Source organism: Bradyrhizobium arachidis, from assembly GCF_015291705.1.
GTDB classification, from domain to species: domain Bacteria; phylum Pseudomonadota; class Alphaproteobacteria; order Rhizobiales; family Xanthobacteraceae; genus Bradyrhizobium; species Bradyrhizobium arachidis.
Genome location: NZ_CP030050.1, coordinates 3,521,863 through 3,548,127, shown reverse-complemented (window position 1 = coordinate 3,548,127; position 26,265 = coordinate 3,521,863). Strand labels below are relative to the sequence as shown.

Below are 26,265 nucleotides of genomic sequence, written 5' to 3'. Positions count from 1 at the left end.
TATTGATACTATCTCTAGGCTCTTCCTATGGACATCCGCGAGCTTCGCTACTTCGCCGCCGTCTACCGCGAGCGCAATCTGACCGCGGCGGCCCGCGCCTGCTTCGTGTCGCAGCCGTCGATCTCGACGGCGATCACCAATCTCGAAGCCGAGCTCGGCACCACCCTGTTCATCCGGCACAAGAAGGGCGTCGCGCCGACCGCCTCGGCCGAGCAGTTTCACGTCCTCGCGCGCCGCATCATCGACGAGGCCGATGCCGCGCGCAGCCTGTTCAGGAAGCCTGCGTCAAGGACCACGCTCACGCTCGGCCTGATGCGCACGCTCGACGTGCCCCGGACGATCGCACTGCTGAAGCCGCTGACCGCGCGCAGCGACGTCGCGCTCCGCCTCGTCGGCAGCGACGAGCGCGCCGATGCGCGGATCATCGCAAAGAGCATGCTGCGCAGCGACGAGCATTTCGTGCCGCTGTGGAGCGAGCGCTATGTCGCGGCGCTGCCGCCGTCGCATCCGCTGACGCTGAAGGAGAAGCTACGTGCCGCCGATCTTGCGGACGTCCCCCTGATCGACCGCTGCCATTGCGAGCAGAGCGCATTCTTCGGCCGCAATGCGCAGCGGCGCCAGACCGCGGCGATCGCGCAATCGGAGGACTGGGCGATGGCACTCGTCGCCGCCGGCGTCGGCATCGCCATCGTCCCGGAAGGCGTGGCGAAGGGCAATCCTGACGTCGCGTTGCGCAAGATCGAGGTCAAGGTGAAGCGCGAGGTCGGCCTCGCCTATCGCGCATCCGTGCCGCTTGCGGATGCCCTGAAGGATTTTGTCGGGAAGCTGCAGAAGCAGCGGCGCAAGCCGGAAGGGTCCGGGCGACGGCCCGGCCCACGCAAACCGCTCAGCCCTTCGAGACGACCGCGCGACCGTAGGGCGGCTGGCTCATGACCGGCGGGTTGGCGGTCTGGGCAGCGAGCTCGCCGATCAGGCGGTCGGCGTCGGCGGCCATGCCGTCGGGCGCCTGGATCACCAGGCGCTCCAGCGCCCAGCGATAGGAGGAGACGCGCTGCTCGAGGCACTGCTGCACCCACTGCACGATCAGCGAGTTCTCCTGCATGCGCGCAACGGCATCCTCCCTCTCCCGCGGCGAGAGCTCGGAGACGCGGGCCATGGTGGCATTGCGTTTCCTGTCGAGGTCGATGACGCGGATCGCGGAGGCAAAGAACGGCTCGAAACGGGTGATGTCGTTGCGCACGTCCTCGATCAACTGCGCGTAGCGCGAGGAGTGCGAGCGGTGCGGCTCGTCGATCAGCGTGCGTCCGTACATGGTGCGGTCGAACACGATCTTCTGGTGCCAGGGCGAAGGTATCGTCTTGTAGTCGCCGAACACGCTCTTCCAGGCCGGACGCGACAGCGGCGGCTCGATCATGGGATAGGCGAGGTCGCGCAGCTGGCGCTCTTCATCGGTGAGCTGGAACTGCGAGGCCTTCAGGCCGAGGCTGCCGGTAGCCTCAACGCCGAGCCAGCGATGCATGTCATCGCTGCGCATGTCAGCGCGGGTGCGGCCGAAATCGCCGCCGCTACAGGCGGCAAGGCTCGCGCCGAGAGCTGCGAGCAGGATGGCCGATGGAAATTTGCGGATCTGGCGGGGGGCTTCCGGCATTGCAACGGCCCGATCTAGCGACGGCGACGACGGCGCCCCGGCGCTGTGCCCTGCTCCGGCCCGCGATCGCCGCTGGTTTCGTCGCTCTCGCGCTCGATACGGATGACCGGGAGAATCACGATCGTTCCCGTGTCCGTGCGCGGCGTGGTGTCCCCCGACGAGCCTACCCGGCGACCGGCCGGAAATTCGATGATGGTCCCCATGTCAGCTCTCTTCAATTGCCGCGCAACCGAACGCGCCCCTGCAACATGGGTTCATTAAGATCAGCTCATGGTTAACGGGGTGTAAACACGCCCCTTGGACCGTAACCGCACGGTCTTCGCCGCGCCGTCCCGTTGCGGCACGACAATGCCTTAATTTGCAGGGCGGGCTTCACGCCTCGTTTTCCTTAACGAGGCTTTAAACGAACCTGCGCTAGGCTCGCCGCAAGTGTCTCTTCCAAGTTGCGTACCTCTCCATGACCAAGTCGCTGTTTCCCGGATTCGACGGGCTGATGACCCTGTCACGTCGTGAAGGCGTCGATGTTCGTCCGACGCTGCTGCGCGTGCTGACCGACCTCTATGTTCAGGCAAGCACCCACAGCGACGACGAGCAGCGGCAATTCGTCGAGCTTGCCACGCGGCTGATCGACCAGGTCGATGATGCGACGCGCGCGGCCATCAAGGCGAAGCTCGCGATCTATGCGCAGACGCCGGTCCCGGTCCTGCAGAAGCTCGGGCTGGTCGCGACCCAGGAAGGCCGCAGGGTTCCGCTTGCACGCGAGATCCCCGCGCCGGCACAAGCGCCCTCACCTCGCCGCGCGCCGACCGACGCGGAAGCGCGCATGGCCGCCAACATGGCGATGCAGCCGAAGGAGGCGGCCGAGATCCATGACATGTTCTTCCGCGCCGGCGCCTCCGAGCGCGCGCTGATCCTGCACAATCTGGCGCAGACACCGCTGAAGGCCGCGCCGCGGATTCCGACCGTGCGCGCCAAGCGCGCGATCCACATCCTGGAGATGGCGGCAATCGCCAATGACGTCGAGAACTTCACCTATGAGCTCGGCGACAGCCTGATCCTGCCCTCGCGCGTCGCCGCGCAAATCGTCGACGATGCCGGCGGCGAAGCGCTCGCGGTCGCCGCGCGCGCGCTCGACATGCCGAGCCCGAACTTCCAGCGCATCCTCCTGTTCTTCAAGCCGGAGATCGGCAACTCCGTGAACGAGGTGTACCGGCTGTCGCGGCTCTACGACCGCCTCAGCGACCGCTCGGCCCTGGTGATGCTGGCGGCCTGGCGCGGCTCCACGCTCGCCGTGACGCGGGCAAAGTACCAGCCCTCGCTGCATGACGGCGAGCGCCAGCGCGCCCGTGCCGGCGCGAGCCAGACGCGTCCGGACGTGCAGCCGGGATCCGCGCCTGCGGTGCGGACGGGAACGGGCGGGTCGTCAGAGCGCTAAGTCTTCGCCAGTTCCAGAAAATGCCGCCCCGCGCGGTCTTCGGTCTCGACGATCCACGCATCCGGATCGAAGCGGAGCTCCTTGGTCAGGCGCTCCTCAATGGTGTGCTCCGGCAGAGGCTGCTGCGCGACCGGCACAAAGAAGCGATCGACGGGGCGGCCGTCCTCGTAGACGGTCTGCGGCGCCGGCACGTAGAGCATCGCATTGCCATCGAGCAGCGACACCTTGACGAACACCGCGCCTGCCTCCTCGGCGCCACGGCGGCGCACCGCGCCGAACACGCCCTCGGTCTGGCAGCGGCGCAGATAAGCGGAGACCCAGATGTTTGATTTCAGGCGCATCAACTAACCCGTGGCAGAACTGCGCTTGCGCTTCACCACCTTGACGAGCGCTTCGTCAATCCGGCTCTGCCAACCGGGGCCCTCGGCCTTGAAATAGTCGACCACGACAGGGCTCAGGCGCAAGGTCACCTGTCGCTTTGTGGGGGCTTTATTGGGGCCGCGGCCCTTTCGCATGCCCGGGAAAACCTCATCGAAAGTCTTGGCCCTGGCGAAGTCATCCTTGGTCCATTCCGGATTGTCGCTCACCGCACGCAGGTCCCGTGCGGTGTAACCCTTCTTAGAGACGGTTTTCTTCATAGAGCCTCCTTTCTTTCTTGCTGGCAGGGCGCATGCTGACGATGCTTACGCCCTCAGCTCCGCGGGTCGCGAAGATGACTGAGACAACGCCACGAATGTTAATGCCGATCGCGCGCCAGCGGTTGCCATAGGTGGCCAAAACCAAGGCATTGTCGAAGAAGGCCTCGTTGAGATCAGCGAAATCCATCCCGTGCTTGTCGAGATTGGCTCGGCGCTTCGGTTCGTCCCAAACGATCTTCACAGGGTTATTTTGTAACTACAAAATAATCCCAAGTCAATTGTGATGAAGTGTCCGTCCGCGCAGAGGCAGCGAGGGCCGTCGGAAGCGGGGATACGCGCAACCCAGACGATTATTCGACGGGATGGCCGATCACGGCGGCGAGCTCGCGCAGCAGGCGATCCGACACCTGGCCGGTGACGGGCATCTTGTGCTCGCGCTCGAACTTCTGGATCGCGGACTGTGTCTCGCCACCGATCGTGCCTGTGATCTTCAGATTGCCGTAGCCGTATTCGGACAGCGCACGCTGCACGCCGGCGATGCGCCGCGCGGCCGGGCTCTGCGGCAGCGGGATCGGCGCCGGCGGCCGCATCGCGGACGGCGGCGTCGCGGCCGTCGCCTTGACCAGATTGGTCATGGGATCGTTGCCCGCGCGCGAGGTCGATGCGGTTGCCTCGACCGGCTTCTCCGGCGTGCGCTCGGTAGCCCTCTCAGCAGGCTTGGGCTCGACGCGGAACTCCGTCGCCTTCGGTTCGAGCGGCGAGGTGTCGGCGCCGACGGGACGCGGACGCGGCAACGGGTTCGACAACGGCACCGACGAGGGCACGGGAAGATTGATCACGGTGCCGAACATCGGCGCCGGATGCCGGCCGGTCTGCAGGAACAGCGCATTGGCGACGATCGCGGCGATGGCGGCGATGGCAACGAGACCGGCCAGCGTGTCCTTCGGGCTGTGCAGCAGCACGCGCATCACGAGGTTGCGCTCGGTCTCGACGTCGATGACCGCAGCCTTGGCGCCACGGCGGCGCGGAGCGGCTTCGTCCTTGGCTGGCTTCTTAGGCACGTTTCTTCACCAGAGCAGGTTGGTCGTTGATGTCGTCGAGCGGTTCCTGGCGCAGCACCGGCGTCAAGGTCGTGACCTTGCTGTCAGCCGGCTTGCCATCGAAGATCTTGGCTTGCGGCGGCGTGTAGACGAGCGGCAGCTTGACGGTGACGGCGGTGCCCTCACCTAACCTGCTTTGTACCGTCAATTCGCCGAGATGCAACGCCACGAGACTCTTCACGATCGAAAGTCCGAGGCCCGTGCCTTCGTGGCGGCGCTGATAGGTCTTGCCGGCCTGGAAGAACGGCGCGCCAATGCGCTTCAGATCATCCGGCGCAATACCGACGCCGGTGTCGCTGATGCGCAGCGTGAGCTGCGAGCTTGAAGCCGAGGCCGTCACGGTGACCTGGCCGCCGCGCTCGGTGAACTTGATGGCGTTGGCGACGAGATTGAGCACGATCTGCTTGAACGCGCGCGGATCGCCGGTCATCACAGGCAGATCCTGCGGCGCATCGGTGACGAGATCGATGCCGTTCTCCCGCGCCTTCAGCGCCAGCAGATTGCAGCAATGCATCAGCGAGGCGCGCGGCGCGAACGGCTCCGATGCGATCTCGAAATTGCCCGATTCCATCTTGGACATGTCGAGGATGCCGTTGACGACCGACAACAGATGCTGGCCGGACGCGTTGATGAGCTCGGCGTATTCCTTGCGCTGGGCAGCGCCGAGCATCAGGGTCTGCTCCTGCGCGATCATCTCGGAGAAGCCGATGATGGCATTGAGCGGCGTGCGCAGCTCGTGGCTCATGGTGGCGAGGAAGCGCGTCTTGGCCGCATCGGCCGCCTCCGCGGCGCTGCGGGCCTGGTCGAGCGCCTGCTCGGACAGCTTGCGGTCGGTGACGTCGCGCATCACCGCGACGACCTCGGCTTCGCGCGCGACATCCCCGCTCATGTCCTGATCGAGCGGCCGGCACCGCATCTCGACCCAGATGAAATCGACCTGCCCGCGCTCGGCCCCATCAGGCTCGCGCCGCAGCCGGAACTCGACGCTGCGCACGTCGCCGCGCGCAGCATCCGACAGCGCGGTGAGATAGGCCGGACGGTCGGCGACATGGACGCGGTCGAACAGGCCGTGACCAAGCAGCTGCGCGACCGGCATGCCGAGCATGGCCTCAACGGCCGGCGAGATGAACTGCACCGCGCCGTTGCGCCGATGCCGCGAGATCACGTCGCTCATGTTGCGCGCGAGCAGGCGATAACGCTCCTCCTCGCGCGACAGCAGCGTCACGCTGGTGCGCGCGAGCGATTCCGCACCGAAGGCGAGGCCCGCGGCATAGAGCGTCGCGGAGGCGACACCGAACGCCATCAGCACGCCGCGTTCTGCGGCGCTGATGTCGCCAGCCGGCAGCCAGCCGAGCTGGCTGAAGAGGATCAGCAGCCCCGCGCAGGACAGCGCAAGCAGGGAGGCGAAAGCGGCGACGCGGCGCGAGGCCGACAGCGCAGCTTCAAGGGGAACCACGACCAGCCAGATCGCGGCAAAGGATTCGATGCCGCCGGTGGTGCCCGCGATCGCCATGATCAGGCCGGCGAGCGCCAGCGACGACAGCACATGCGCGCCTTCATAGCGGCCGGTGCGCGACAGGAACCAGGACAGCAGGATGGGCGCGATCAGCCAGGCGAAAGCGGCGACCTCGATCGCGCTCGGCGCACCGCGCATGGCAAGATACACAGGAAAAACGGCGAAGGCGGCCAGGCTGCCGAGCAGCCGCGGCGCCATGAACGCACGATGGCGCGCACGCGTCAGCGCATCGTAACGCGCGGAGGGATGCAGCAGCGCATCGAGACAATCGCGGATGATACTCAAAACTGTCACGGGTCTCGCGCTTCGGCTCACTCGTCAAAAGACGCGCCGGAACGCCTCCTTGTCGTTGAGCCACCGTGTCAGAGCGACCTTAAACGAGTGCTAAGGCAGCGCCGCGCGCGGCCGGACATGATCTCAACGCGCGGCGTTTTAGACGATTTGACGACGTCTTCAGTGGGAATGGTGAACACAGGGTTTCATCGTCCCGCTCATGGTTTCGAAATGGTGGATGCGGCAGCCCGCAAGATCGCTTGCGTCCCGGCATCAATCGGAAATTCACGAGGCCGGGGCCTTACGAAGTTTTTTGCGTCAATTTTCCGCGAATTAAGCTCGAAGCAATCACTTGCGATTTATCGAGAGTTGCTAGGTCGCAAGCCCGCGGACATCGCCGCGGCGGGATCTAACATACAGGTCGATCAGATGCGCTTTCTGCTCCGCATCACATTCTGGCTCGGGCTCGTGCTCGTGCTGCTGCCGCGGGACAAGACGCCCGAATCGGAGAAGCTGCCGCAGATCGGCGCCGCCGATGCGGTGCAGGCTGCGACCGCGGCCGTGTCCGACATGAGCCAGTTCTGCAAGCGCCAGCCGGCGGCCTGCGAGGTCGGCGGACAGGCCGCGACCATCATCGGCCAGCGCGCCCAGGATGGCGCGAAGAAGATCTACCAGATCATCAACGACAAGAAAGAGCAGATCACCAACGACAAGAACGATGGCAAGAGCGACAACAAGAAGGCGCCGGACCACACCGGCTCGATCGCACTGGCCGGCGAAGGCGAGACGGCGACGAGCGAGGCGCCGCGCGACACCCTGACCCAGGACGACCTCGCGCTGGAATGGCGCGGACCTCAGGCGGCGAATTAGGCCCCAAACCCTATCGATTTCGGCTCTTCGCGTCCCTATATTGGCTCGAACAGGAACTGTGGGCCGATATGACGACGATCGACGAAATCAGGGACAATTTCGAGCTTCTGGACGAGTGGGACGACCGCTACCGGTACGTCATCGAGCTCGGTCGCACCCTGGAACCGATGCCGGAGGCCGAGCACTCCGCCGCGAACAAGGTGAACGGCTGCGTCAGCCAGGTCTGGCTCCAGAAGCTGGTCGAACGCGATGGTGGCGCGCCGGTCCTGAAATATCGCGGCGACAGCGATGCGCATATCGTGCGCGGCCTGGTCGCGATCGTGCTCGCGCTGTACTCGGGCCGCACGCCGCAGCAGATCCTCGATACCGACGCGATCGCCGTGTTCAACGAGTTCGGCTTCCGCGATCATCTGACGCCGCAGCGCTCCAACGGCCTCCGCTCGATGGTCGAGCGCATCAAGACCGACGCGAAAGAGGCGCTGGCGGAAGCGTCGTAGAAGGTGCCGTAGTCCCGTAGGGTGGGCAAAGCGAAGCGTGCCCACCATTTTTGCTGTTGGAGACAGGTCGTGGGCACGGCGCTTCGCGCCTTTGCCCACCCTACGAGATTCGAGGCTGGCGCTACTTCCGCTTCCGCTGCTGCTGTCCCAGGCCCATCTGCTTGGCCAGTTGCGAGCGCGCCACCGCGTAGTTCGGGGCGACCATGGGATAGTCGGCGGGCAGGCCCCATTTCTCGCGGTACTGCTCCGGCGTCATGTTGTACTGGGTGCGCAGATGGCGCTTGAGCGACTTGAAGCGCTTGCCGTCTTCGAGGCACACCAGATAGTCCGGCGCGATCGACTTCTTGAGCGACACGGCAGGCTTTGCCGGCTCGAGCGGCACCGACTCGGCGCGGCCTGACGAGACCCGCACCAAGGCGCCGTGCACCTGGCTGATCAGGTTCGGAATCTCGGCAGCCGGCGTCGGATTGTTGCCGACATAGGCCGACACGATGCTCGCCGTCAGCTCGATGAAATTCTTGGTCCCGGCATCCGACATGGCCTCGACCTTTCCCTAAATCGCGTCTCTGCGCAAAGACGCTACCAAAGTATTCCGTGTCAACAATACGTTCGGCTGAAATAAGACGCCCGATGAATATGGGCTGATTACTGAGGACGTGACCAGAACGGTAAGGCTTTACTTGAGCGGCGACGGCGCCTCAGCTGCGCTGGTCGAGATGGGCACGCAGCTCGTCGATCGAGGCAAAGCGCATCATGCCCTCCGGCATCTGCGCTTCGATCGAGCCGTCGGAATAGAGCGAATAGGCCATGCCGTCGACGACGCCGGATTTCAGCACCGTCACGGGCGCCTGCTCGGCGGCCGGTGGCTCCGGTTCCGGTGCGGGCGGCGGTGGTGACAGCGGCGGAGGTGGCAACGGAGCAGCTTCGGCTAAGGTCGATGGCGAGCGCGCTGGCGGTGGCCGGCGCGGGGCGGCCGGAGGCTCCTGCGGCCGTCCACGGTCCGGCTTCGGCCAGGCGTCGTCGAAGCTTGCGGGCGGCATCTCCTGGGCCTCCGTGGGCGCTCCAGGCGGCTGCGGCGGCGCGCCATCGGCGGTCTTCGCCTCCGCGCGCTCGCGCTCCTTGCGCGAGGTCGAGGCGAACAACAGATTGCGCCGGCGCGGCGCTTCGGGAACTGCGGGTGGAGCGTCCGGCTCCGGCGGTGGCGGCTCGACGCGTGGACGTTCGCGGGCGGCGGCTTCGCTCTGCCAGGGCGGCGGGCTTGCAGCCGGCGGCGCCGAGTCGGTCCTTGCCGCGGGAGCAAGCGCCGGCTCGGGCGCAGGCGCACCCGGCATCGCAAGGCCCGGCAGCACGGGCCTGACGCGAACCTCGGACGGCGCCGCCGATCCGGCCAGCCGGCGGGCGATACCCCTCAGCTCGAGCACCACGAAATGCAGGCCGACCAGTAGCATTCCGGAGCAGACGCCGATGGTTCCGGAGATTATGAGGGTGCTGCCGAGGCTGAATTCCCTGACGGTGAAGCCAAAAGCGACCGCAAGGAGGCCCGCCACGATGGCGACGATGCCCGCGATCAACAATGCCAAGGTCATCGAACCCACCCCAGGTCGCGCATCCACACGCGACATCCTCTACGCCACGATACCGTCATACGGTGTTCCACGCCAACGGCGAATTGTAGGCCGCGTTCCTAAAGAGAAGGAAATCAGGGACTTATTCACATTCCCTTCAGCTAGGATTCGCTATTGCTAAACTGCTTCCAAGTTCCGGTTTTGCTGCGTCGCATCAGGAATTTAGCCATAATGCCCAATTACTTGGTAATGGAACTGCGCTATACGGAGTCCGGGGAGCAGGCCCGCGCGCACCAGCAGGGCCGAGAGGGGATTCCGGGTCACCAATAGCCATGACATCCATCACGACTTCGGCGATCGACACGCCTCAGCGGCGCTCGGTCGAACGGACTTGCGACGATCTCGCCATGCTGGTGCTAACCGCGGTCGCCGTCATCGCAGGTTTGACTTTCCGCGACTACGGGCTCGGCTGGGACGACTACACCCACGCTGAATATGCCGATCTGCTGCTGCGCATGTACGGTTCCGGCTTCAAGGACACCGCGGCGCTCTCCTTTGCCAACCTCTATATGTATGGCGGCGGCTTCGACATGGTCGCGGCCCTTCTTCACAAGGTCATTCCGCTCGAGCTGTTCGAGACCCGACGCCTGGTCGGCGCGGTCGTCGGCGTGATCGGGCTTGCGGTGACGTGGCGGCTCGGCCGCCGCATCGGCGGGCCTCTTGCAGGCCTTGCCTCACTCTTGCTGCTCGCGCTGTGCCCAATCTTCTACGGCCACATGTTCATGAACCCGAAGGATGCGCCTTTCGCGGTGGCCATGATCATCCTGATGCTCGGCCTCGTCCGGCTCGCGGAGGAATATCCGCAGCCATCGCCGCGCACGATCCTGATCGTCGGCTTGGGGGCCGGCCTTTCGCTCGGCTGCCGCGTCCTCGGCGGGCTTGCGCTGGTCTACGCCATGGTCGGCTTCATGCCGCTGTTCCTGGAGGAGCTGCGCAGCGAAGGCGCCCGCGAGGCAGCCCGCCGCTTCGCCCACGTCGTCTACGTGCTGCTGCCCGGCCTCGTGTTCGGCTATCTCGTGATGGGCCTGATCTGGCCGTGGTCGATCATGGAGCCCGGCAATCCCTTCGAGGCGCTGACCTACTTCTCGCACTTCTTCGAGAAGCCCTGGAAGGAGATGTTCGACGGCGCGATCGTGTCCGTGCCCGACATGCCCTGGTCCTATCTGCCGACGCTGTTCGCGCTGCAGCTGCCCGAGGTGATGCTGGTGCTGATGGGCGGGGCCGTGATCAGCACCTTCGCGCTGCTGCCGCGCCGCGGGGTCCCGGCCCGCCGCAAGACCATCCTGTTGATGCTGACGCTGGCTGCGACGCTGCCGCTCGCGATCGCGATGGTGAAGCGGCCGGCGCTGTACAACGGCATCCGCCATTTCGTCTTCGTGATCCCGCCGATGGCGGTGCTCGGCGGCATCGCTTTCGCCTGGGCCATGGAGCGTCTGCGCGCCAACCACCGCACCTGGCAGCCGGTCGTGCTCGCGACCTTCTGCTTCGGCCTTGCGCTCTCGCTTGCCGAGATGATCCGGTTGCATCCCTATCAATACACGCACTTCAACCACATCGCCGGCACCGTGCGCGGCGCCGACGACCGCTTCATGCTGGACTATTGGGGCCTTGCGCTGAAGCAGGCCTCCGACGAGCTGCGCGAGCAGCTGGTCGAGCGCCAGGAAGTGCCGCCGGTCAATCGCAAATGGAAGGTGGCGGTGTGCGGTCCGCAGCGCCCGGCGCAGGTCGCGCTCGGCCCCGACTTCACCATCGGCTGGGATTCCAACGCGGCCGATTTCGCCATGACGCTCGGCGAGTTCTACTGCAAGGGCCTCACCGCGCCCGTGATGGTCGAGATCAAGCGCGACGACGTCGTGTTCGCCCGCGTCTACGACATCCGCGGCCGCAGTATTTCCAGCCTGCTGTCGGTCCCGGCGCCGTAATAGTTTTCTCCAGCGCAGCCCGCTCCATGCGGGCGACGCTGAACTGCCGCGCTCCTGGCGCGCCTTGCCGCCGCTCCAGACCAAGACTACGCTCCCTCCCCGCAACAACGATGTTCGGAGAGATGACCATGTCACCAGCGGAAGCGCGCCTGAAGGAAGTGCCGTCGAACATGACGGAGGCCGAGTGGCAGCAACGGGTCAATCTCGCCGCCTGCTATCGCCTCGTTGCGCTGTACGGCTGGGACGATCTGGTCGACACCCACATCTCCGCACGCGTGCCCGGCCCCGACCATCACTTCCTGATCAACCCCTACGGGCTGATGTTCGACGAGATCACGGCCTCGAGCCTCGTCAAGGTCGACCTGCACGGCAACCAGCTCACCGAGAGCGAATACAGCATCAATCCGGCCGGCTTCACCATCCATTCGGCGATCCACGAGGTGCGCGAGGACGCGATCTGCGTGCTGCATCTCCACACCCTCGATGGCACCGCGGTGTCGAGCAGCGCCGAAGGCCTCTTGCCGCTGAACCAGACCGCCCAGCTCGTCACCCACGACCTCGCCTATCACGACTATGAAGGCATCGCGCTCGATCACGATGAGCGGCCGCGGCTCCAGAAGGACCTCGGCGACCACAACCACATGCTGCTGCGTAACCACGGCACGCTGACGGTCGGCCGCTCGGTCGCTTCCGCCTTCGAGCGCATGTATCACCTCGAGCGCGCCTGCTCGATGCAGGTGCGCACCCGCGCGCTCGGCACGCCGGTCTATCCGGTTGAGGAGATCGCAATCGAGAAGAACACCGAATTGCTGTCGAACCGCGACCGCGCCGAGCTGCGCGCGACCAACCTCGTCTGGCCGCCGCTGCTGCGCAAGCTCGACCGCGAGCTTCCGGGCTACCGATCTTGAGATTTTCGGGATTTGGTGTAGGATCGCTTTCGAACGACCTCTGCACGTTTTGGAATGAAACGCCGCCCAATCCCGGGCGGCGTTTTTATTCGGGCTGGCGGTCGCAATCACCATCACCGTCACCCTGAGGTGTTCGCCTCTTCGGCGAGCCTCGAAGGGCGACGCCCGGCTGCATCGGGGCCGTGCATCCTTCGAGGCTCCCGGCGCGATGCTAGAGCATCGCGCCACTCGCACCTCAGGATGACGGGAGACGCAGTCTCGTAGGGTGGGCAAAGCGAAGCGTGCCCACGTCTTCTCCTTTGGTAATCACTGAGCGATGGTGGGCACGGCGCGTTGCGCCTTTGCCCACCCTACGGCACCTCGTCTTATTTCACCTCCGCCAGCGCGGCGAGGATGCGGGCCCAGGAGCGGATGCCCTTCTGGAAGCTGCGGAGGTCGTACTTTTCGTTCGGCGAGTGGATGTTGTCGTCGTCGAGGCCGAAGCCGACCAGCAGCGAATCGAGGCCAAGGGTGCGCTTGAAGTCGGCGACGATCGGGATCGAAGCGCCCGAGCCCATCAGCACGGTCTCCTTGCCCCATTCCTCCGCCAGCGCCTTGCTGGCCGCGGCGAGCGGCTTCATGTTCCAGTCGAGCGCCACGGCGGGCGCGGCGGAATGGTCGCCGAACTCGACCTTGCAGTCGCCCGGAATCCGCGCCGTCACGTAATCGCGGAACGCCTTGCGGATCTTCTGGGGATCCTGCCCCTGGACCAGCCGGAACGAGACCTTGGCCGAGGCATGCGACGGGATCACCGTCTTGGAGCCCTCGCCGATATAGCCGCCCCAGATGCCGTTGACGTCGCAGGTCGGACGCGTGGAAGCCTGCTCGACCATCAGCCGCCCCTTCTCACCAGCGGGGAGCGACAGGCCGACCGGCTTGAGGAACGACTCCGGGGTGAAGTTGAGCTTCTTCCACTGCTCCAAGACCTCCGGCGGCGTATCCTTCACGCCGTCATAGAAGCCGGGAATGGTGATGCGGTTGTCGTCGTCGAACAGGCCGCCGAGGATTTTGGTCAACACCCGGATCGGGTTCATCGCCGTGCCGCCAAACACGCCGGAATGCAGATCGCGATTGGCCGCGGTGATCTTCACCTCTTCATAGAGCAGGCCGCGCAGCGCCGTCGTGATCGCCGGCGTTTCCGGATCCCACATGCCGGTGTCGCAGACCAGCACGTAATCAGCCTTGAACTCGTCCTTGTTGGCCTCGACGAACGGCACGAAGTTCTTCGAGCCGACCTCCTCCTCGCCTTCGATCAGGAAGGTGATGTCGATCGGCAGCGAGCCCGTCACCTTCTTCCAGGCGCGGCAGGCCTCGACGAAGGTCATGACCTGACCCTTGTCGTCCTCGGCGCCGCGCGCGACGATGATCTTGCGGCCATCGGCATGGTTAGTGACGACGGGCTCGAACGGCGGGCTGTGCCAGAGGTCGATCGGGTCGACCGGCTGCACGTCGTAATGACCGTAGAAGATCACATGCGGCCGGCCGCCCGCTCCGGTCTTGCCGACGACAGCGGGATGGCCGGCGGTCGGCCTCACTTCGGTTGAGACACCGAGGCTCGCAATGTCCTTGGCGAGATGCTCGGCCGCGGCCTTGCAATCGCCGGCAAAGGCCGGATCCGCGGAGATCGACTTGATCCGCAACAGCGAGAACAGACGCTCCAGGCTGTTGTCGAAATCCTTGTCGATGTGGTCGAGCACGGATTGAAGCTGCGCATTGGCCATGGTCGTCTTCCCTGCTTTCGAGTCCCGAGACATCGGGTGCTCAAGATGCCTGTTCAAGATGGCTCTTCAAGATGGCTTGGCTTTTAACTCCGGCACAGCGCCAGAGCCAGCCGCAACCGGCGGATGGCGGAGGTGCCATGCAAGGCTGCCGGCGAGAATGCCGGTGGCGGCAAGATTGTTGCCCCAGGCCTGGATCACGTTGGGAAACCAGGGCAGCGCCAGCAGCATGAGGATGCCGGCAGCGGCCAGCGCAAGCCAGGTTCCCAGCCGCACATTCGCCCGTTCGTCGAAGGCGGCGCGATGCATCAGCACCGTCATCGGGAAGAACAGCCACATGAAGTAGTATTGCCGCGCCAGAGGCGAGGCGATCGTCATCAGGCAGAACAGGATGCCGAGCTCCTCGGCATCCGATCGCGCCGTTCGCCGCGCTTGCCGTGGCATCACCGCGAGGAAGCCGAGCCCGAGCAGAGCCGACACCGCAAGCACGATCCAGTTCGCCGTCTTGTAGTCGACGTCGATGACATTCATCGTGCGCGGCGGCTTGTTGGGATCCTCCTGATTGTAGTTGATCGGCCGGACCAGGCGATGCGTCACCGCAATGATGGACTGGTTGACCCACGACCAGTTCTGCTCGTCGCGCTGGCCAAAGCCCTTTTCCGAACTCGAGCCGACCATGCCCTGATACCAGGTCGCAAGCTCGGCCGCGTTGCGCTCGAAGCCGCGGATCGGCGCCGGCACGACGTAAAGAAGGATGCCGGTGAAGGCGACCATGGCGCCGACGGCCACCCATTTCCGCCGCCAGACCAGATAAGGCAGCACCGCGATCGGAAACACCTTGATGGCGGTGGCGAGCGCGAACATGAAGCCGGCGAGCCAGGGACGCTGATGCTGCAAGTTCCAGAAGCCCCACAGCATCATCGCGAGCAGGACGAGGTTCGGCTGGCCGAGGTCGAACATGTCGAACGTAAAGGTCACGGTGACGATGACCGGCAGCGCCTCCAGCCAGGGGCCAGCCTTGTGGCCCGATCCAGTCATGACGTTGGAGAGGGTCCCGGTGTACCACCACGCCAGCGCGTTCAGGATGGACAGCACGGTGTAGAGCGCGATCTTGCCGAACCAGCTCGGGATCGCGAGCAAGATCGCGGACAGCGGCGGATAGATGAAATCGAACTGGTGATGGACGTCGCTGGGATAGAGCGGCGCGCCGTGCAGCACCTGCTGCCCGGCCCAATACCAGAGCGCATAATCCTTGGTCTTGCCGTTGTGGCCGAAGAACTCGGGACCGAGGACGTCGGCCGTCAGGATGAAGCAGCAGAGCAGGAACAACAGATCCAGCGGCGCGCGCAGCGACAGGCGTCGCGGCAGATCAGGCTTGGGTAGCGGGTCGGTCGAGGTCACGGTGTGGTCCAGTTCGGCAAAGGGATAGGGCGTAGCAGACTGGGGCAGGCTTGGAGAGCCCCCTCACCTGAAATTATGGTGGTGATGGGCTTGACGAGCCCGCCTCAAACCCAGCTTGTCTGCCTAGCGGCGCAGCAGCCCGCCGAGCGCGCCGCGGACCAGCGTGCGGCCGATGGAGCCGCCAAGCTGGCCGGCGACCGATTTGCCGATATTGGCCGCCATGCCGCCGATCACCTGGTTGGTCACCGATCGCGTCACGTCGCGCGCAATGACCTGTCCCGTCGACAGGCGGCCGCGCTTGACATTGGTGCCGAAGATGGTGCCGACGATCGAGCCGATCTGGCCGAGGATACCGCCGCCTCCGCCGGCCGCGCCGGCATCGGCGGTCGCCGCAGTGCCGGCGATGCGCTTCTGGATCATCTCATACGCCGACTCGGCATCGACGGCGGTGTCGTATTTGCCCTTCACTGGACTTGCATCCATGATCGCCTTGCGCTCTTCCGGAGTGATCGGCCCGATGCGGGCCGACGGCGGCCGGATCATCACGCGCTCGACCATCGCCGGTGTGCCATTGCCTTCGAGGAAGGACACCAACGCCTCGCCCTTGCCGAGCTCCATGATCACCTTGGCGGTGTCGAGCTTGGGGTTGGGCCGGAAGGTCTGGGCCGCAGCGATGACCGCTTTCTGGTCGCGCGGGGTGAACGCGCGCAGCGCATGCTGCACCCGGTTGCCGAGCTGCCCCAGCACGCGGTCGGGCACGTCGATCGGGTTCTGCGTCACGAAGTAGACGCCGACGCCCTTGGAGCGGATCAGGCGCACCACCTGCTCGATCTTGTCCAACAGCGCCTTCGGCGCGTCGTTGAAGAGCAGATGCGCCTCGTCAAAGAAGAACACCAGTTTCGGCTTCGGAAGGTCGCCCGCTTCAGGCAGCTCCTCGAACAGCTCCGACAGCATCCACAGCAGGAATGTCGCGTAAAGCCGTGGAGACTGGAGCAGCTTGTCGGCAACGAGGATGTTGACCATGCCGCGGCCGTCGCGGTCGGTCTTCATGAAATCTTTCAGCGTCAGCGCGGGCTCGCCGAAGAATTTGGTGGCGCCCTGGTTCTCCAGCACCAGCAGCTGGCGCTGAATGGTGCCGACCGTGGCCTTGGTGACGTTGCCAAAACCCTGCGCCGCCTTCTTGATGTCGGCGAGCGGGCTTTCCTCGGCATCGGCGCTTTTCTTGCCGGCATCCGGCACGATCGCGTCGAGCAGCGCGCGCAGATCCTTCATGTCGATGAGGGTGAGGCCGGCGTCGTCGGCGACGCGGAAGGCGACGTTGAGCACGCCTTCCTGCACGTCGTTCAGGTCGAGCATGCGCGCCAGCAGCAGCGGCCCCATTTCCGTGACGGTCGCGCGCACCGGATGGCCCTGCTCGCCGAACACGTCCCAGAACACCGTCGAGAATTGGTCAGGCTGGAAGGTCAGCCCCATCTCGGTGGCGCGCTTGACGATGAAGTCCTTGGCCTCGCCGACCTCGGAGATGCCGGAGAGATCGCCCTTGATGTCGGCCGCGAACACCGGAACACCGGCGCGCGCAAATCCTTCCGCCATGACCTGCAGCGTCACCGTCTTTCCGGTTCCGGTTGCGCCGGTGACGAGGCCGTGGCGATTGGCGAGCGCCAGCGTCAGCCATGCCTGCTCGTCTCCCTTGCCGACGAAGATCTTGTCGTCGGTGTCGCCGAGCTTGCTGTCCTGTGCCGTCATTATTCTCTCTGATCTCTCTGCCGAGTTTCGCGTATTGAAACTGAGCGAACCTGTTCCGTAGTTTAACGCATGTCGCGCGCCGATTGAAACCGTTCAACGGGCCCCGCGCATGCGACATAGCCGGAAACATACCGGCGGCATCAGCCAAAAGTAGGAACGGTGCGTTCGCACCGCGGCATTTTTTCGCTGTTTCCGTCTTCGCTCTTGCACCGTTGCAACACTTTTCGCGCCTTCGAGAGTGAATCGGAACGTCTCATGCGTTCATCGCTTGTAATTCACACCACACCGGCTCAAGATCATTTTCGAAAGTAATACTCCGGCGTGCAACCGGTTGAGGGGCGGGTCTAATGGACGAGCTGATCGGGCGGCTGGCGACAAACGCCAGCATAGATAGTGCTGTGGCTGAAAAGACCGTGGGCATTATCCTGGGCTTCCTCCGTAACGAGGGTCCTTCCGACAGTGTGCAAGCCCTGATCGATCAGATTCCCGGCGCGGAAGCCGCGATCGAGGCATCCAGGAGCAGCGGCGGACTGTCGCGGCTGATGGGCGGTGGCCTGATGGCGGTCGGCACACGCCTGATGAGCCTCGGACTTGGCATGTCCGAGATTCAAAATGTCGCCCGTGAACTTTTCCGCTACGGCCGAGACAAAATCGGAGCGGATCAGATGGGCAAGATCATTGCGGGGACGCCAGGCCTCAGCCAGTTCGCCTGAGCGACGCTTTTTTCATATCGAATATCATGACATATCCGATTTCCGAGATTGAGGGCCTGCCTGCTTTTGCCGCCACCAAGCTGAAGGCGCAGGGCATCCGCACGACCGACGCGCTACTCGAGGCGGCCTCGACTGTGAAGGGCCGCAAGGCGCTCTCCGCCAAGACCGGCATCAGCGAGCAGCTGCTGCTGGAATGGGCCAACGTCTCCGATTACATGCGCATCCCCGGCATGGGGCGTGCCAAGGTGGGCCTCGTCCGTGCCGCCGGCGTCACCACGGTGCGCGAGCTCGCCTATCGCAATCCGGCAAGGCTTGCGCAGAGCATGCGCGAGGCGAACGAGAGGAAGAAGCTCGTCCGCATCCTTCCTTCCGAGAAATCGGTCGGCGACATCATCGCCAAGGCCAAGAAGCTGCCGCCGAAGATCACGTACTAGCCTGCTTACTCTCTCCGTCATCCTGAGGTGCGAGTGGCGCGATGCAAAGCATCGCGCCGGGAGCCTCGAAGGATGAGCGGCCACGCTGGCTGCCACATGGAGAGAGCCGGGCCGTCGCCCTTCGAGGCTGGCCGAAGAGGCGAGCGCCTCAGTGTGACGGTCACAGAGGGCGCGCTGGCGCCAATCCCGTCTTGACTCCCCCTCCCCGGCCGCTAAAGCCACCGGCATGAATGCCTCGCCCTCCCCATCCGTCCCGCCGGCCGGCTCGGCCGGGCTTGATGCGCTGCGGAGGCTCGTGGGCCGGCCCATTCCGGCGGTGATGGGCGTGCTCAACGTCACCCCGGATTCCTTCTCCGACGGCGGCGAGTTCATCGCGCCCGAGCAGGCGCTGGAGCGGGCACGGGCGATGATCGCCGATGGCGTCGACATCATCGATATCGGTGCCGAATCCACCCGGCCCTACAAGGGCGCGAAGGCCGTCACGGCCGAGGACGAGCTGGCCCGGCTGAAGCCGGTGCTGGCGGGCGTCGTCGCGCTCGGCGTGCCGGTCTCGATCGACAGCATGAAGGCCGAGGTCGTCGCCTTCGCGCTCGATAAGGGCGCAGCGATCGCCAACGACGTCTGGGGCCTGCAACGCGATGCCGGCATGGCGCCGCTGATCGCCGCAAGAGGCGTCCCCGTCATCGTCATGCACAACCGCGACAGCGTCGATCCCGCCATCGACATCGTCACGGACATGAAGGCGTTCTTCCTGCGCTCGCTCGACATCGCCGCAAAGGCCGGCATCGCGCGCGAAAAAATCGTGCTGGATCCCGGCATCGGCTTTGGCAAGACCGCCGAGCAGAGCATGACGGCGCTGGCGCGCTTACGCGAGCTCGACATATTCGGCCTGCCAATTCTGGTCGGCGCCTCGCGCAAACGCTTCATCGCCTCGGTGTCGCCGTCGGAGCCGAAAGAACGGCTCGCCGGCTCGATCGCCGCGCATCTCATCGCCGCGCAAAGGGGCGCGAAGATCATCCGGACCCATGACGTCGCCGAGACCCTGCAGGCCCTGCGCGTCGCCAACGCAATCGAGAGCAAGCAATGACCGACACGATCTTCGTCACCGGCCTGTCGATCCATGCCCGCCACGGCGTGATGGATCACGAGACCGAGGTCGGCCAGCGTTTCGTCATCGACCTCGAGCTCTATACCGACCTGTCGGAGCCTGCGCGCACCGACCGGCTCGCCGATACGGTCTCCTACGCCGAAGTCGTGGCAACCACGACGGCGGCGTTCAAGAACACCAATTACAAGCTGCTGGAAGGCGCCGCCGGCGCGGTCGCCGATGCCATCCTGTCGCACTTCCCGCGCATCCGTGCGGTCAAGATCACCGTGCACAAGCCGCATGCGCCGATCGCCGCGATCTTCGACGACGTCGGCATCATGCTGACGCGCTCGCGGCACCCCTGACATGGCGAGCGTGCTGATCGCACTCGGCGGCAATGTCGGCGATGTCCGCGCGACATTCAAAAAGGCGATCTCGCACATCTGCGGCATGGCACAGGCCGCAATGATCGCGCGCTCCGCGGACTACGCGACGCCGCCCTGGGGCGATGAGGACCAGGATCCCTTCATCAATGCCTGTGTCGAGATCGAGACCGATCTCGATCCGCACGCGCTGCTGTTCGTGATGCAGAAGGTCGAGCAGAAGTTCGGCCGCACGCGGGAGAAAGACCGGCGCTGGGGCCCGCGTACGCTCGATCTCGACATGATCGCCTATGACGATGTTTCCCTGCAGAAGCCCGACCTGACCTTGCCGCATCCGCGCCTGTTCGAGCGCGCTTTCGTGCTGGTGCCGCTGGCCGAAATCGCGCCCGATCGCGTCATCGCAGGCATTCGTGTGCGTGACGGGCTTGCCAGCGTCTCGACGCAAGGCATTGAGCGGCTTCCGGATACCGGTTAACCAAAAACAACCGTTTGCAGGGACGGTTCGGCGTGGCAATTTCGCCTGCGAATAACAAGCCGTTTGGGAGCCCTTGGCCGTATGACCTCCGTGACCGACGACCTGCCGCTGGCGGCCGATTTTCCCAAGGCGACCGTCGAAGACTGGCGCAAGCTGGTCGATGGCGTGCTGAAGGGCGCGCCGTTCGAGAAGCTGGTCGGCAAGACCTATGACGGCCTCAAGATCGACCCGCTCTATCCGCGTGCCAAAGGCGTCGCACCGGTGGTGGGGCGGCCTGCGGCGGCACCGTGGCAGATCGTGCAGCGGATCGACCATCCCGATGCGGCGCTCGCGAATGCGCAAGCACTGACCGATCTGGAGAATGGCGCGACGGGGCTCGCACTGGTGTTCGCCGGCGCCAATGGCGCTCACGGTTTCGGCCTGGAACCTTCGGCCGAGGCGATCGCAAAAATATTGAAGGACATTCATCTCGATGCCGGCATCGGCATCGAGCTCGAGATCGGACCGCAATCGCGGATGGCCGCGATCCATGTCGCGGAATATGTCAAGAGCAACGGCCTCGATCCCGCCGCCTGCAACATCCGCTTCGGACTCGATCCGCTCGCGGCCGGCGCGTTCTGGGGCCATAGTCCTTATACCTGGGACGAGATCGTTCCCGCCGTCACCGGCGCGATCAAGGGCCTCGCCGCGCTCGGCTTCAAGGGGCCGTTCGCATCCGCCGACGGACGCGTGATCCACGATGCCGGCGGCTCCGAGGTGCAGGAGCTCGCCTTCGTGCTCGCCTGCGGTATCGCTTACTTGCGCGCGATCGAAGGCGCCGGCATTCCGCTCGAGCAGGCGCAAGGCATGGTCTATGCGCGGCTTGCCGCGGATGCCGACCAGTTCCTGACCATGGCCAAATTCCGCGCGCTGCGGCTGCTCTGGGCGCGCATCGCGACGGCGTGCGGATTGACACCAAAGCCGCTGTTCATCGCCGCCGATACGGCCTGGCGCATGCTGACGCAGCGCGACCCCTATGTGAACATGCTGCGCGCGACCATCGCGACATTCGCGGCTGGCCTCGCCGGCGCCAATGCGATCACCGTGCTGCCGCATACGCTGGCGCTCGGCCTGCCCGATCCGTTCGCGCGGCGGGTGGCGCGCAATACGCAGCTCCTGCTGCTGGAAGAAAGCAACCTCGCCAAGGTCAGCGATCCCGCCGCCGGCGCCGGCGGCATCGAGACGCTGACCGCGCAGCTCTGCGACGCAGCCTGGGCGCTGTTCCAGGAGAGCGAGAAAGCCGGCGGCGCCTTCGCCGCACTTCAGCAGGGACTGTTCCAGAGCAAGGTGGCGGCCGCACGAAAGGCGCGCGATGCCAACATCGCAAAGCGCCGCGACGTGCTGACCGGCGCCAGCGAGTTTCCGAGCCTGCATGAGAGCGAGACCGCGGTGCTGAAGGCGACGCCGGTCGCGCTCGCGCCTTACGGCGAGCAGAAATACAAGTTCGATCCTCTGCCGCCGATCCGGCTGGCGGAGCCGTTCGAGGCGCTGCGCGACAAATCCGATGCGGCGCTGAAGGCGCGCGGCGCGCGGCCAAAGGTGTTTCTGGCCAATCTCGGCACGCCCGCCGATTTCACGGCGCGTGCGACCTTCGCCAAGAGCTTCTTCGAAGCCGGCGGCATCGAGGCCCTCGACAGCGAGGGTTTTGCCGATCCAGCCAGGCTGGCCGCCGCCTTCAAGGCTTCCGGCGCCGAGCTCGCCTGCCTTTGTTCCAGCGACAAGGTCTATGCGGAACACGCCGAAGCCGTCGCGAAGGCCCTGCAAACGTCTGGCAGCAGACATATGTATCTCGCAGGCCGCCCGACTGATACCGAGGGGGCGCTGCGGGCTGCCGGCGTCACCGGCTTCATCTTTGCCGGGGCCGACGCGCTTGCCACGCTGCAGGACGCCTATCGACGGATGGAGCAGGCATGACCGAAGCAGGCAAACCAGTTCTCACCGGCGGCTGCCAGTGCGGCGCCGTGCGCTTTGCGCTGACAGCGACGCCAAACAAGATTTCGATCTGCCACTGCCGGATGTGCCAGAAGGCCAGCGGCGCGCCGTTTGCCTCCTTCGCCGACATCGAGAAGACGGACTTTGCCTGGACCAAGGGCACGCCATCGGCTTTCCAATCCTCGTCGATCGCGATGCGCGACTTTTGTGCCGCCTGCGGCACGCCCCTGAGCTTCCGCCGCGTCGATGGCCCGCGCATCGAGATCATGACTGGCGCCTTCGACCGGCCGGACCACGTGGTGCCGACACGGCAATATGGCACCGAATCCCGGCTCGGCTGGGTGGTGGGCATCGCCAACCTGCCGAGCCAGACCACGCAGCAGAACTACGGACCGGAGAAGATGGCGACCATCGTCAGCCATCAGCATCCGGATCATGATTGAGGATATGGTTGAACCATGAGCCGCATTCCCAATTTCGCTGATGTTGCCTTCGAGCGCGCCGCCACCGCGGCGCCGTCAGGCACTGCCGAGCCGTGGCTGACGCCCGAGGGCATTCTGGTGAAGCCCGCTTATGGCGAGGCGGATCTCGCCGGGCTCGATTTCCTCGAGACCTATCCCGGTATCGCGCCCTATCTGCGCGGGCCCTACCCGACCATGTATGTCAACCAGCCCTGGACCGTCAGGCAATATGCCGGGTTCTCCACGGCGGAGGATTCCAACGCGTTCTACCGCCGCAATCTCGCGGCAGGCCAAAAGGGCCTTTCGGTCGCCTTCGATCTTGCCACCCATCGCGGCTATGACTCTGATCATCCGCGCGTTGGCGGCGACGTCGGCATGGCCGGTGTGGCCATCGATTCCATCTACGACATGCGCACGCTGTTTGCAGGGATTCCGCTCGACCAGATGAGCGTGTCCATGACCATGAACGGCGCGGTGCTGCCGATCCTCGCGCTCTATGTTGCGGCCGCCGCGGAACAGGGCGTGCCGCCGGAGAAGCTCTCAGGGACGATTCAGAATGACATTCTGAAAGAGTTCATGGTGCGCAACACCTATATCTATCCGCCCGCGCCCTCGATGCGGATCATCTCGGACATCTTCGCCTACACCTCGACGAGGATGCCGAAGTACAACTCGATCTCGATCTCCGGCTATCACATGCAGGAGGCTGGCGCGACGCAGGACCTCGAGCTCGCCTATACGCTCGCCGACGGCGTCGAATATCTACGCGCCGGCCTTGCCGCGGGTCTCGACGTCGACCGTTTCGCGCCGCGACTGTCGTTCTTCTGGGCGATCGGCATGAACTTCTTCATGGAAGTCGCCAAGCTGCGCGCCGCACGCCTGCTCTGGGCGAAGCTGCTGAAACCGTTCAATCCGAAGGACCCGCGCTCGCTGTCGCTGCGCACGCACAGCCAGACCTCGGGCTGGTCGCTGACCGCGCAGGACGTCTTCAACAACGTGATGCGCACGACGGTGGAGGCGATGGCGGCGACCCAAGGCCACACCCAATCGCTGCACACCAACGCGCTCGACGAAGCGCTGGCGCTGCCGACCGATTTCTCGGCACGCATCGCCCGCAACACCCAGCTGTTTTTGCAGCAGGAGAGCGGCACCACCCGCATCATCGATCCCTGGGGCGGCTCTTATTATGTCGAGCGGCTCACGCGCGATCTCGCCGCGAAAGCCTGGAGCCACATCCAGGAGGTCGAGGAACTCGGCGGCATGGCGAAAGCTATCGAAGCCGGCGTACCAAAACTGCGCATCGAGGAGGCCTCGGCCAAGACGCAGGCCCGGATCGACGCCGGCAAGCAGGCCGTGATCGGCGTCAACAAGTACAAGCCGACCGACGAGGACAGCATCGAGATCCTCAAGGTCGACAACACCAATGTCCGGCGCTTGCAGATCGACAAGCTGACGCGGCTGAAATCCGAGCGCAACCAGAAGGACGTCGATGCCGCGCTCGCGGCGCTGACGCGTTCGGCCGGCGAAGGCAACGGCAATCTGCTCGCGCTCGCGATCGACGCCGCGCGCGCCAAGGCAACCGTCGGCGAAATTTCGGACGCGATGGAAAAGGTGTTCGGCCGCCACCGCGCCGAGATCAAATCCATCACTGGCGTCTACAAGCGGGAGGCGTCCAGCATGGGCAACCAGGTCGAGAAGGTTCAGGCGCTGATCGATGCGTTCGAGGAGGCCGAAGGCCGCCGCCCGCGCATCCTGGTCGCCAAGATCGGCCAGGACGGCCATGACCGCGGCCAGAAGGTGATCGCGTCGGCCTTCGCCGACATCGGCTTCGACGTCGACATCGGGCCGCTGTTTGCCACCGCCGACGAGGCCGCGCGGCAAGCGGTCGAGAACGACGTCCACATCCTCGGCGTCTCCTCGCTCGCCGCAGCACACCTCACCGCCGTGCCGGAGCTCAAGGCCGCGCTGAAGAAGCAGGGCCGCGACGACATCATGATCATCGTCGGCGGCGTGGTGCCGCCGCAGGATTACGATGCGCTCTATGCCGCCGGCGCGGAAGCGATCTTCCCGCCCGGCACCGTCATCGCGGATGCGGCCGAGGAGCTGATCCGCAAGCTGAATGCCCGGCTCGGGCATAGCGAGGCGGCGGCGTAGATGATAGACTGGCCGGGTAACCGGCCAGGTTGTGTCCATGACACGAGACGAAATCGTCGCCGCGATACGCAGGAACGCTGATGCCATCAAAGGCAAGGGCGTGTCGAAGCTTGGCATCTTCGGCTCGCGGGCTCGCGATGAGTATTTGCCGGACAGCGACATCGACGTCCTGGTCGAGATTGAACCGGCGGTCGCTTTCTCGCTACTCAACCTGATCGATGTCGAGCAGATCATCGAGGAGGCGACCGGCTTGCAGGCGCAGGCAACCGTCCGGCGCTCCATCTCTCCCCACTTTGCGCGCCAGATAGCCGACGACTTCCACGAAGTATTTTGACGCTCAGTTAGGGAGCACAATCCTTGAACTTCATGATCCGTTTGAGCGTCGCCGTGGCGCTTAGCGCAACGTGCGTGATATCCGCCCTCGCCGCCGACCCAAAGCCCGACGCTGTCGTCAAGAACAAGAGCATCGACGCCCGCGTTTTCCTCGACGACAAGATCAAGACCGATGCTGCGCTGGCGGCGGATTGCCTCGCCGAAGGTAGGAAGTGGCTCGACAAGAGCGCAGCGGAAGCTGCCGCGTCGCGCAAGGAGGATCCGCAATTCTTCAGGAATGGCGGCTGGGATTTCGAGCGCAAATATGCGATCCGCTCGATCGTTGCCGATCGTTATGTCAGCCTGCTGCGCAACGACTACATGGACACTCACGGCGCCCATCCCAACTCGGACGTGAACACGATCCTGTGGGACAAGGCCGAGGGCAAGCGCATCTCGATCCGTCCCTTCTTCACCGAGACCGCCGACAAGGGACCGACCATGAAGGCGATGGTGAAGGCCATCATCGCCTCGCTCAAAGTCGAGAAGAAGAAGCGCGACACCAGCGAGACCGCGACCGACGAATGGTTCAAGAGCGTGGAGCCGAGCCTGCTCAAGATCGGCGCGGTGACGCTCGCACCTTCAACCGAGGCGGGCAAGAGCTCCGGGCTCACCTTCCATTATCCGCCCTATGCGGTCGGCCCCTACGCCGAAGGCGAATATGTCGCATTCGTGCCGTGGGAGACCCTGAAGCCGTATCTCACCACGGAGGGCACCCGTATTTTCGGCGGCGAGCGGCCGAAGGGCGACGCGGAGGAGCCGCAGTGAGCATGTTTTGAGCAGCGCCACGTTGCTCACAACGCGCTGGTAGCGCTACCTTGCGGCGGCGCCGCAAAGCCGACTAGAATGCCTTCATTGACAAGAGCGCCCGAGTTTACG

The 26,265-nt window shown here is 65.0% G+C and carries 28 protein-coding genes; 16 read left to right on the top strand and 12 right to left on the bottom strand.

From position 1 onward, the window contains the following. The first annotated feature begins 27 nt into the window (after positions 1-27). A complete protein-coding gene (locus tag WN72_RS16340; protein WP_092217144.1) occupies positions 28-933 on the top strand; it encodes a LysR family transcriptional regulator in 906 nt (301 codons plus the stop codon). Here the strand turns inward: WN72_RS16340 and WN72_RS16335 are convergent. Together WN72_RS16335 and WN72_RS16330 are read right to left on the bottom strand one after the other, a co-directional pair. Next, a complete protein-coding gene (locus WN72_RS16335) occupies positions 887-1,648 on the bottom strand; it encodes a hypothetical protein (RefSeq protein ID WP_027558771.1) in 762 nt (253 codons plus the stop codon). The two genes, WN72_RS16340 and WN72_RS16335, sit on opposite strands and share 47 nt — an antisense overlap. Before the next feature lie 14 nt (positions 1,649-1,662). Beyond that, positions 1,663-1,851, bottom strand: coding sequence for a hypothetical protein (locus WN72_RS16330; RefSeq protein WP_092217145.1), 189 nt, complete (start codon positions 1,849-1,851; stop codon positions 1,663-1,665). A 254-nt stretch (positions 1,852-2,105) separates the two neighbouring features. Between WN72_RS16330 and WN72_RS16325 the strand changes: the two genes are divergently transcribed. Next, a complete protein-coding gene (locus tag WN72_RS16325) occupies positions 2,106-3,083 on the top strand; it encodes a DUF2336 domain-containing protein (protein ID WP_027558769.1) in 978 nt (325 codons plus the stop codon). Here the strand turns inward: WN72_RS16325 and WN72_RS16320 are convergent. The 5 genes from WN72_RS16320 to WN72_RS16300 all read right to left on the bottom strand — a co-directional run bounded on the left by WN72_RS16320 (position 3,080) and on the right by WN72_RS16300 (position 6,631). Next, complete coding sequence (locus WN72_RS16320; protein WP_027558768.1) at positions 3,080-3,424, bottom strand: DUF1491 family protein; 345 nt, start codon at positions 3,422-3,424, stop codon at positions 3,080-3,082. The genes WN72_RS16325 and WN72_RS16320 overlap by 4 nt on opposite strands. A gap of 3 nt (positions 3,425-3,427) precedes the next feature. After that, a complete protein-coding gene (locus WN72_RS16315; RefSeq protein WP_092217146.1) occupies positions 3,428-3,721 on the bottom strand; it encodes a BrnA antitoxin family protein in 294 nt (97 codons plus the stop codon). Further along, on the bottom strand, positions 3,702-3,962 hold the full coding sequence (locus WN72_RS16310; protein WP_027558766.1) for a BrnT family toxin: 261 nt from the start codon (positions 3,960-3,962) through the stop codon (positions 3,702-3,704). The genes WN72_RS16315 and WN72_RS16310 overlap by 20 nt, the downstream gene beginning before the upstream one ends. 109 nt (positions 3,963-4,071) lie before the next feature. Further along, entirely contained in the window at positions 4,072-4,782 is a 711-nt protein-coding gene (locus WN72_RS16305) for a peptidoglycan-binding domain-containing protein (protein ID WP_092217147.1), read from the bottom strand. After that, positions 4,775-6,631 carry a PAS domain-containing sensor histidine kinase gene (locus WN72_RS16300; protein WP_027558764.1) on the bottom strand — a complete coding sequence of 619 codons (1,857 nt, stop codon included), beginning with the start codon at positions 6,629-6,631 and terminating at the stop codon, positions 4,775-4,777. The genes WN72_RS16305 and WN72_RS16300 overlap by 8 nt, the downstream gene beginning before the upstream one ends. Before the next feature lie 408 nt (positions 6,632-7,039). On the opposite strand from WN72_RS16300, the gene WN72_RS16295 reads away from it, so the two are divergent. Both WN72_RS16295 and WN72_RS16290 read left to right on the top strand, forming a co-directional pair. Beyond that, the gene (locus tag WN72_RS16295) at positions 7,040-7,480 is read left to right on the top strand and encodes a DUF5330 domain-containing protein (RefSeq protein WP_092217149.1); all 441 of its coding nucleotides are present in this window, start codon (positions 7,040-7,042) and stop codon (positions 7,478-7,480) included. A gap of 68 nt (positions 7,481-7,548) precedes the next feature. After that, complete coding sequence (locus WN72_RS16290; protein ID WP_027558762.1) at positions 7,549-7,977, top strand: SufE family protein; 429 nt, start codon at positions 7,549-7,551, stop codon at positions 7,975-7,977. Positions 7,978-8,098: 121 nt separating this feature from the next. On the opposite strand, the gene WN72_RS16285 is transcribed toward WN72_RS16290, so the two are convergent. Together WN72_RS16285 and WN72_RS16280 are read right to left on the bottom strand one after the other, a co-directional pair. Beyond that, entirely contained in the window at positions 8,099-8,515 is a 417-nt protein-coding gene (locus WN72_RS16285; protein WP_092217150.1) for a Ros/MucR family transcriptional regulator, read from the bottom strand. Between the two features lie 160 nt (positions 8,516-8,675). Then, the gene (locus WN72_RS16280; RefSeq protein ID WP_027558760.1) at positions 8,676-9,563 is read right to left on the bottom strand and encodes a hypothetical protein; all 888 of its coding nucleotides are present in this window, start codon (positions 9,561-9,563) and stop codon (positions 8,676-8,678) included. Positions 9,564-9,874: 311 nt separating this feature from the next. On the opposite strand from WN72_RS16280, the gene WN72_RS16275 reads away from it, so the two are divergent. Both WN72_RS16275 and WN72_RS16270 read left to right on the top strand, forming a co-directional pair. Then, positions 9,875-11,524 carry a glycosyltransferase family 39 protein gene (locus WN72_RS16275; RefSeq protein ID WP_092217152.1) on the top strand — a complete coding sequence of 550 codons (1,650 nt, stop codon included), beginning with the start codon at positions 9,875-9,877 and terminating at the stop codon, positions 11,522-11,524. A 128-nt stretch (positions 11,525-11,652) separates the two neighbouring features. Beyond that, positions 11,653-12,432 carry a class II aldolase/adducin family protein gene (locus WN72_RS16270; RefSeq protein WP_027558758.1) on the top strand — a complete coding sequence of 260 codons (780 nt, stop codon included), beginning with the start codon at positions 11,653-11,655 and terminating at the stop codon, positions 12,430-12,432. 365 nt (positions 12,433-12,797) lie between these two features. Here the strand turns inward: WN72_RS16270 and WN72_RS16265 are convergent, their stop codons facing one another. The 3 genes from WN72_RS16265 to WN72_RS16255 form a co-directional block, all read right to left on the bottom strand. Then, positions 12,798-14,192, bottom strand: a complete 1,395-nt coding sequence (locus WN72_RS16265) for a M20/M25/M40 family metallo-hydrolase (protein ID WP_027558757.1) — start codon at positions 14,190-14,192, stop codon at positions 12,798-12,800. 66 nt (positions 14,193-14,258) lie between these two features. Beyond that, positions 14,259-15,590, bottom strand: coding sequence for a glycosyltransferase family 87 protein (locus WN72_RS16260; RefSeq protein WP_027558756.1), 1,332 nt, complete (start codon positions 15,588-15,590; stop codon positions 14,259-14,261). A 123-nt stretch (positions 15,591-15,713) separates the two neighbouring features. Continuing rightward, positions 15,714-17,336: a helicase HerA-like domain-containing protein gene (locus WN72_RS16255; protein ID WP_027558755.1), complete on the bottom strand. Its 1,623-nt coding sequence runs from the start codon at positions 17,334-17,336 to the stop codon at positions 15,714-15,716. Between the two features lie 347 nt (positions 17,337-17,683). On the opposite strand from WN72_RS16255, the gene WN72_RS16250 reads away from it, so the two are divergent. The 10 genes from WN72_RS16250 to WN72_RS16205 all read left to right on the top strand — a co-directional run bounded on the left by WN72_RS16250 (position 17,684) and on the right by WN72_RS16205 (position 26,154). Continuing rightward, entirely contained in the window at positions 17,684-18,049 is a 366-nt protein-coding gene (locus tag WN72_RS16250; RefSeq protein WP_092217154.1) for a hypothetical protein, read from the top strand. A gap of 26 nt (positions 18,050-18,075) precedes the next feature. Next, the gene (locus WN72_RS16245) at positions 18,076-18,483 is read left to right on the top strand and encodes a DUF4332 domain-containing protein (protein ID WP_027558753.1); all 408 of its coding nucleotides are present in this window, start codon (positions 18,076-18,078) and stop codon (positions 18,481-18,483) included. A gap of 226 nt (positions 18,484-18,709) precedes the next feature. Next, positions 18,710-19,570 carry a dihydropteroate synthase gene (gene folP, locus WN72_RS16240; RefSeq protein WP_092217155.1) on the top strand — a complete coding sequence of 287 codons (861 nt, stop codon included), beginning with the start codon at positions 18,710-18,712 and terminating at the stop codon, positions 19,568-19,570. Continuing rightward, positions 19,567-19,935 carry a dihydroneopterin aldolase gene (gene folB, locus WN72_RS16235; protein ID WP_008132622.1) on the top strand — a complete coding sequence of 123 codons (369 nt, stop codon included), beginning with the start codon at positions 19,567-19,569 and terminating at the stop codon, positions 19,933-19,935. Before folP ends, folB begins: the two co-directional genes overlap by 4 nt. 1 nt (position 19,936) lies before the next feature. Beyond that, a complete protein-coding gene (folK, locus tag WN72_RS16230; protein ID WP_027558750.1) occupies positions 19,937-20,428 on the top strand; it encodes a 2-amino-4-hydroxy-6-hydroxymethyldihydropteridine diphosphokinase in 492 nt (163 codons plus the stop codon). Between the two features lie 81 nt (positions 20,429-20,509). Continuing rightward, positions 20,510-22,381 (top strand): methylmalonyl-CoA mutase family protein, encoded by a 1,872-nt coding sequence (locus WN72_RS16225; protein ID WP_092217156.1) that lies wholly within the window; start codon positions 20,510-20,512, stop codon positions 22,379-22,381. Beyond that, on the top strand, positions 22,378-22,842 hold the full coding sequence (locus WN72_RS16220) for a GFA family protein (protein WP_027558748.1): 465 nt from the start codon (positions 22,378-22,380) through the stop codon (positions 22,840-22,842). Before WN72_RS16225 ends, WN72_RS16220 begins: the two co-directional genes overlap by 4 nt. Before the next feature lie 15 nt (positions 22,843-22,857). Then, entirely contained in the window at positions 22,858-25,014 is a 2,157-nt protein-coding gene (gene scpA, locus WN72_RS16215) for a methylmalonyl-CoA mutase (protein WP_027558747.1), read from the top strand. 37 nt (positions 25,015-25,051) lie between these two features. After that, positions 25,052-25,348, top strand: coding sequence for a nucleotidyltransferase family protein (locus WN72_RS16210; RefSeq protein ID WP_092217157.1), 297 nt, complete (start codon positions 25,052-25,054; stop codon positions 25,346-25,348). 32 nt (positions 25,349-25,380) lie between these two features. Next, positions 25,381-26,154: an RsiV family protein gene (locus tag WN72_RS16205; protein ID WP_092217158.1), complete on the top strand. Its 774-nt coding sequence runs from the start codon at positions 25,381-25,383 to the stop codon at positions 26,152-26,154. Positions 26,155-26,265 lie beyond the last annotated feature (111 nt).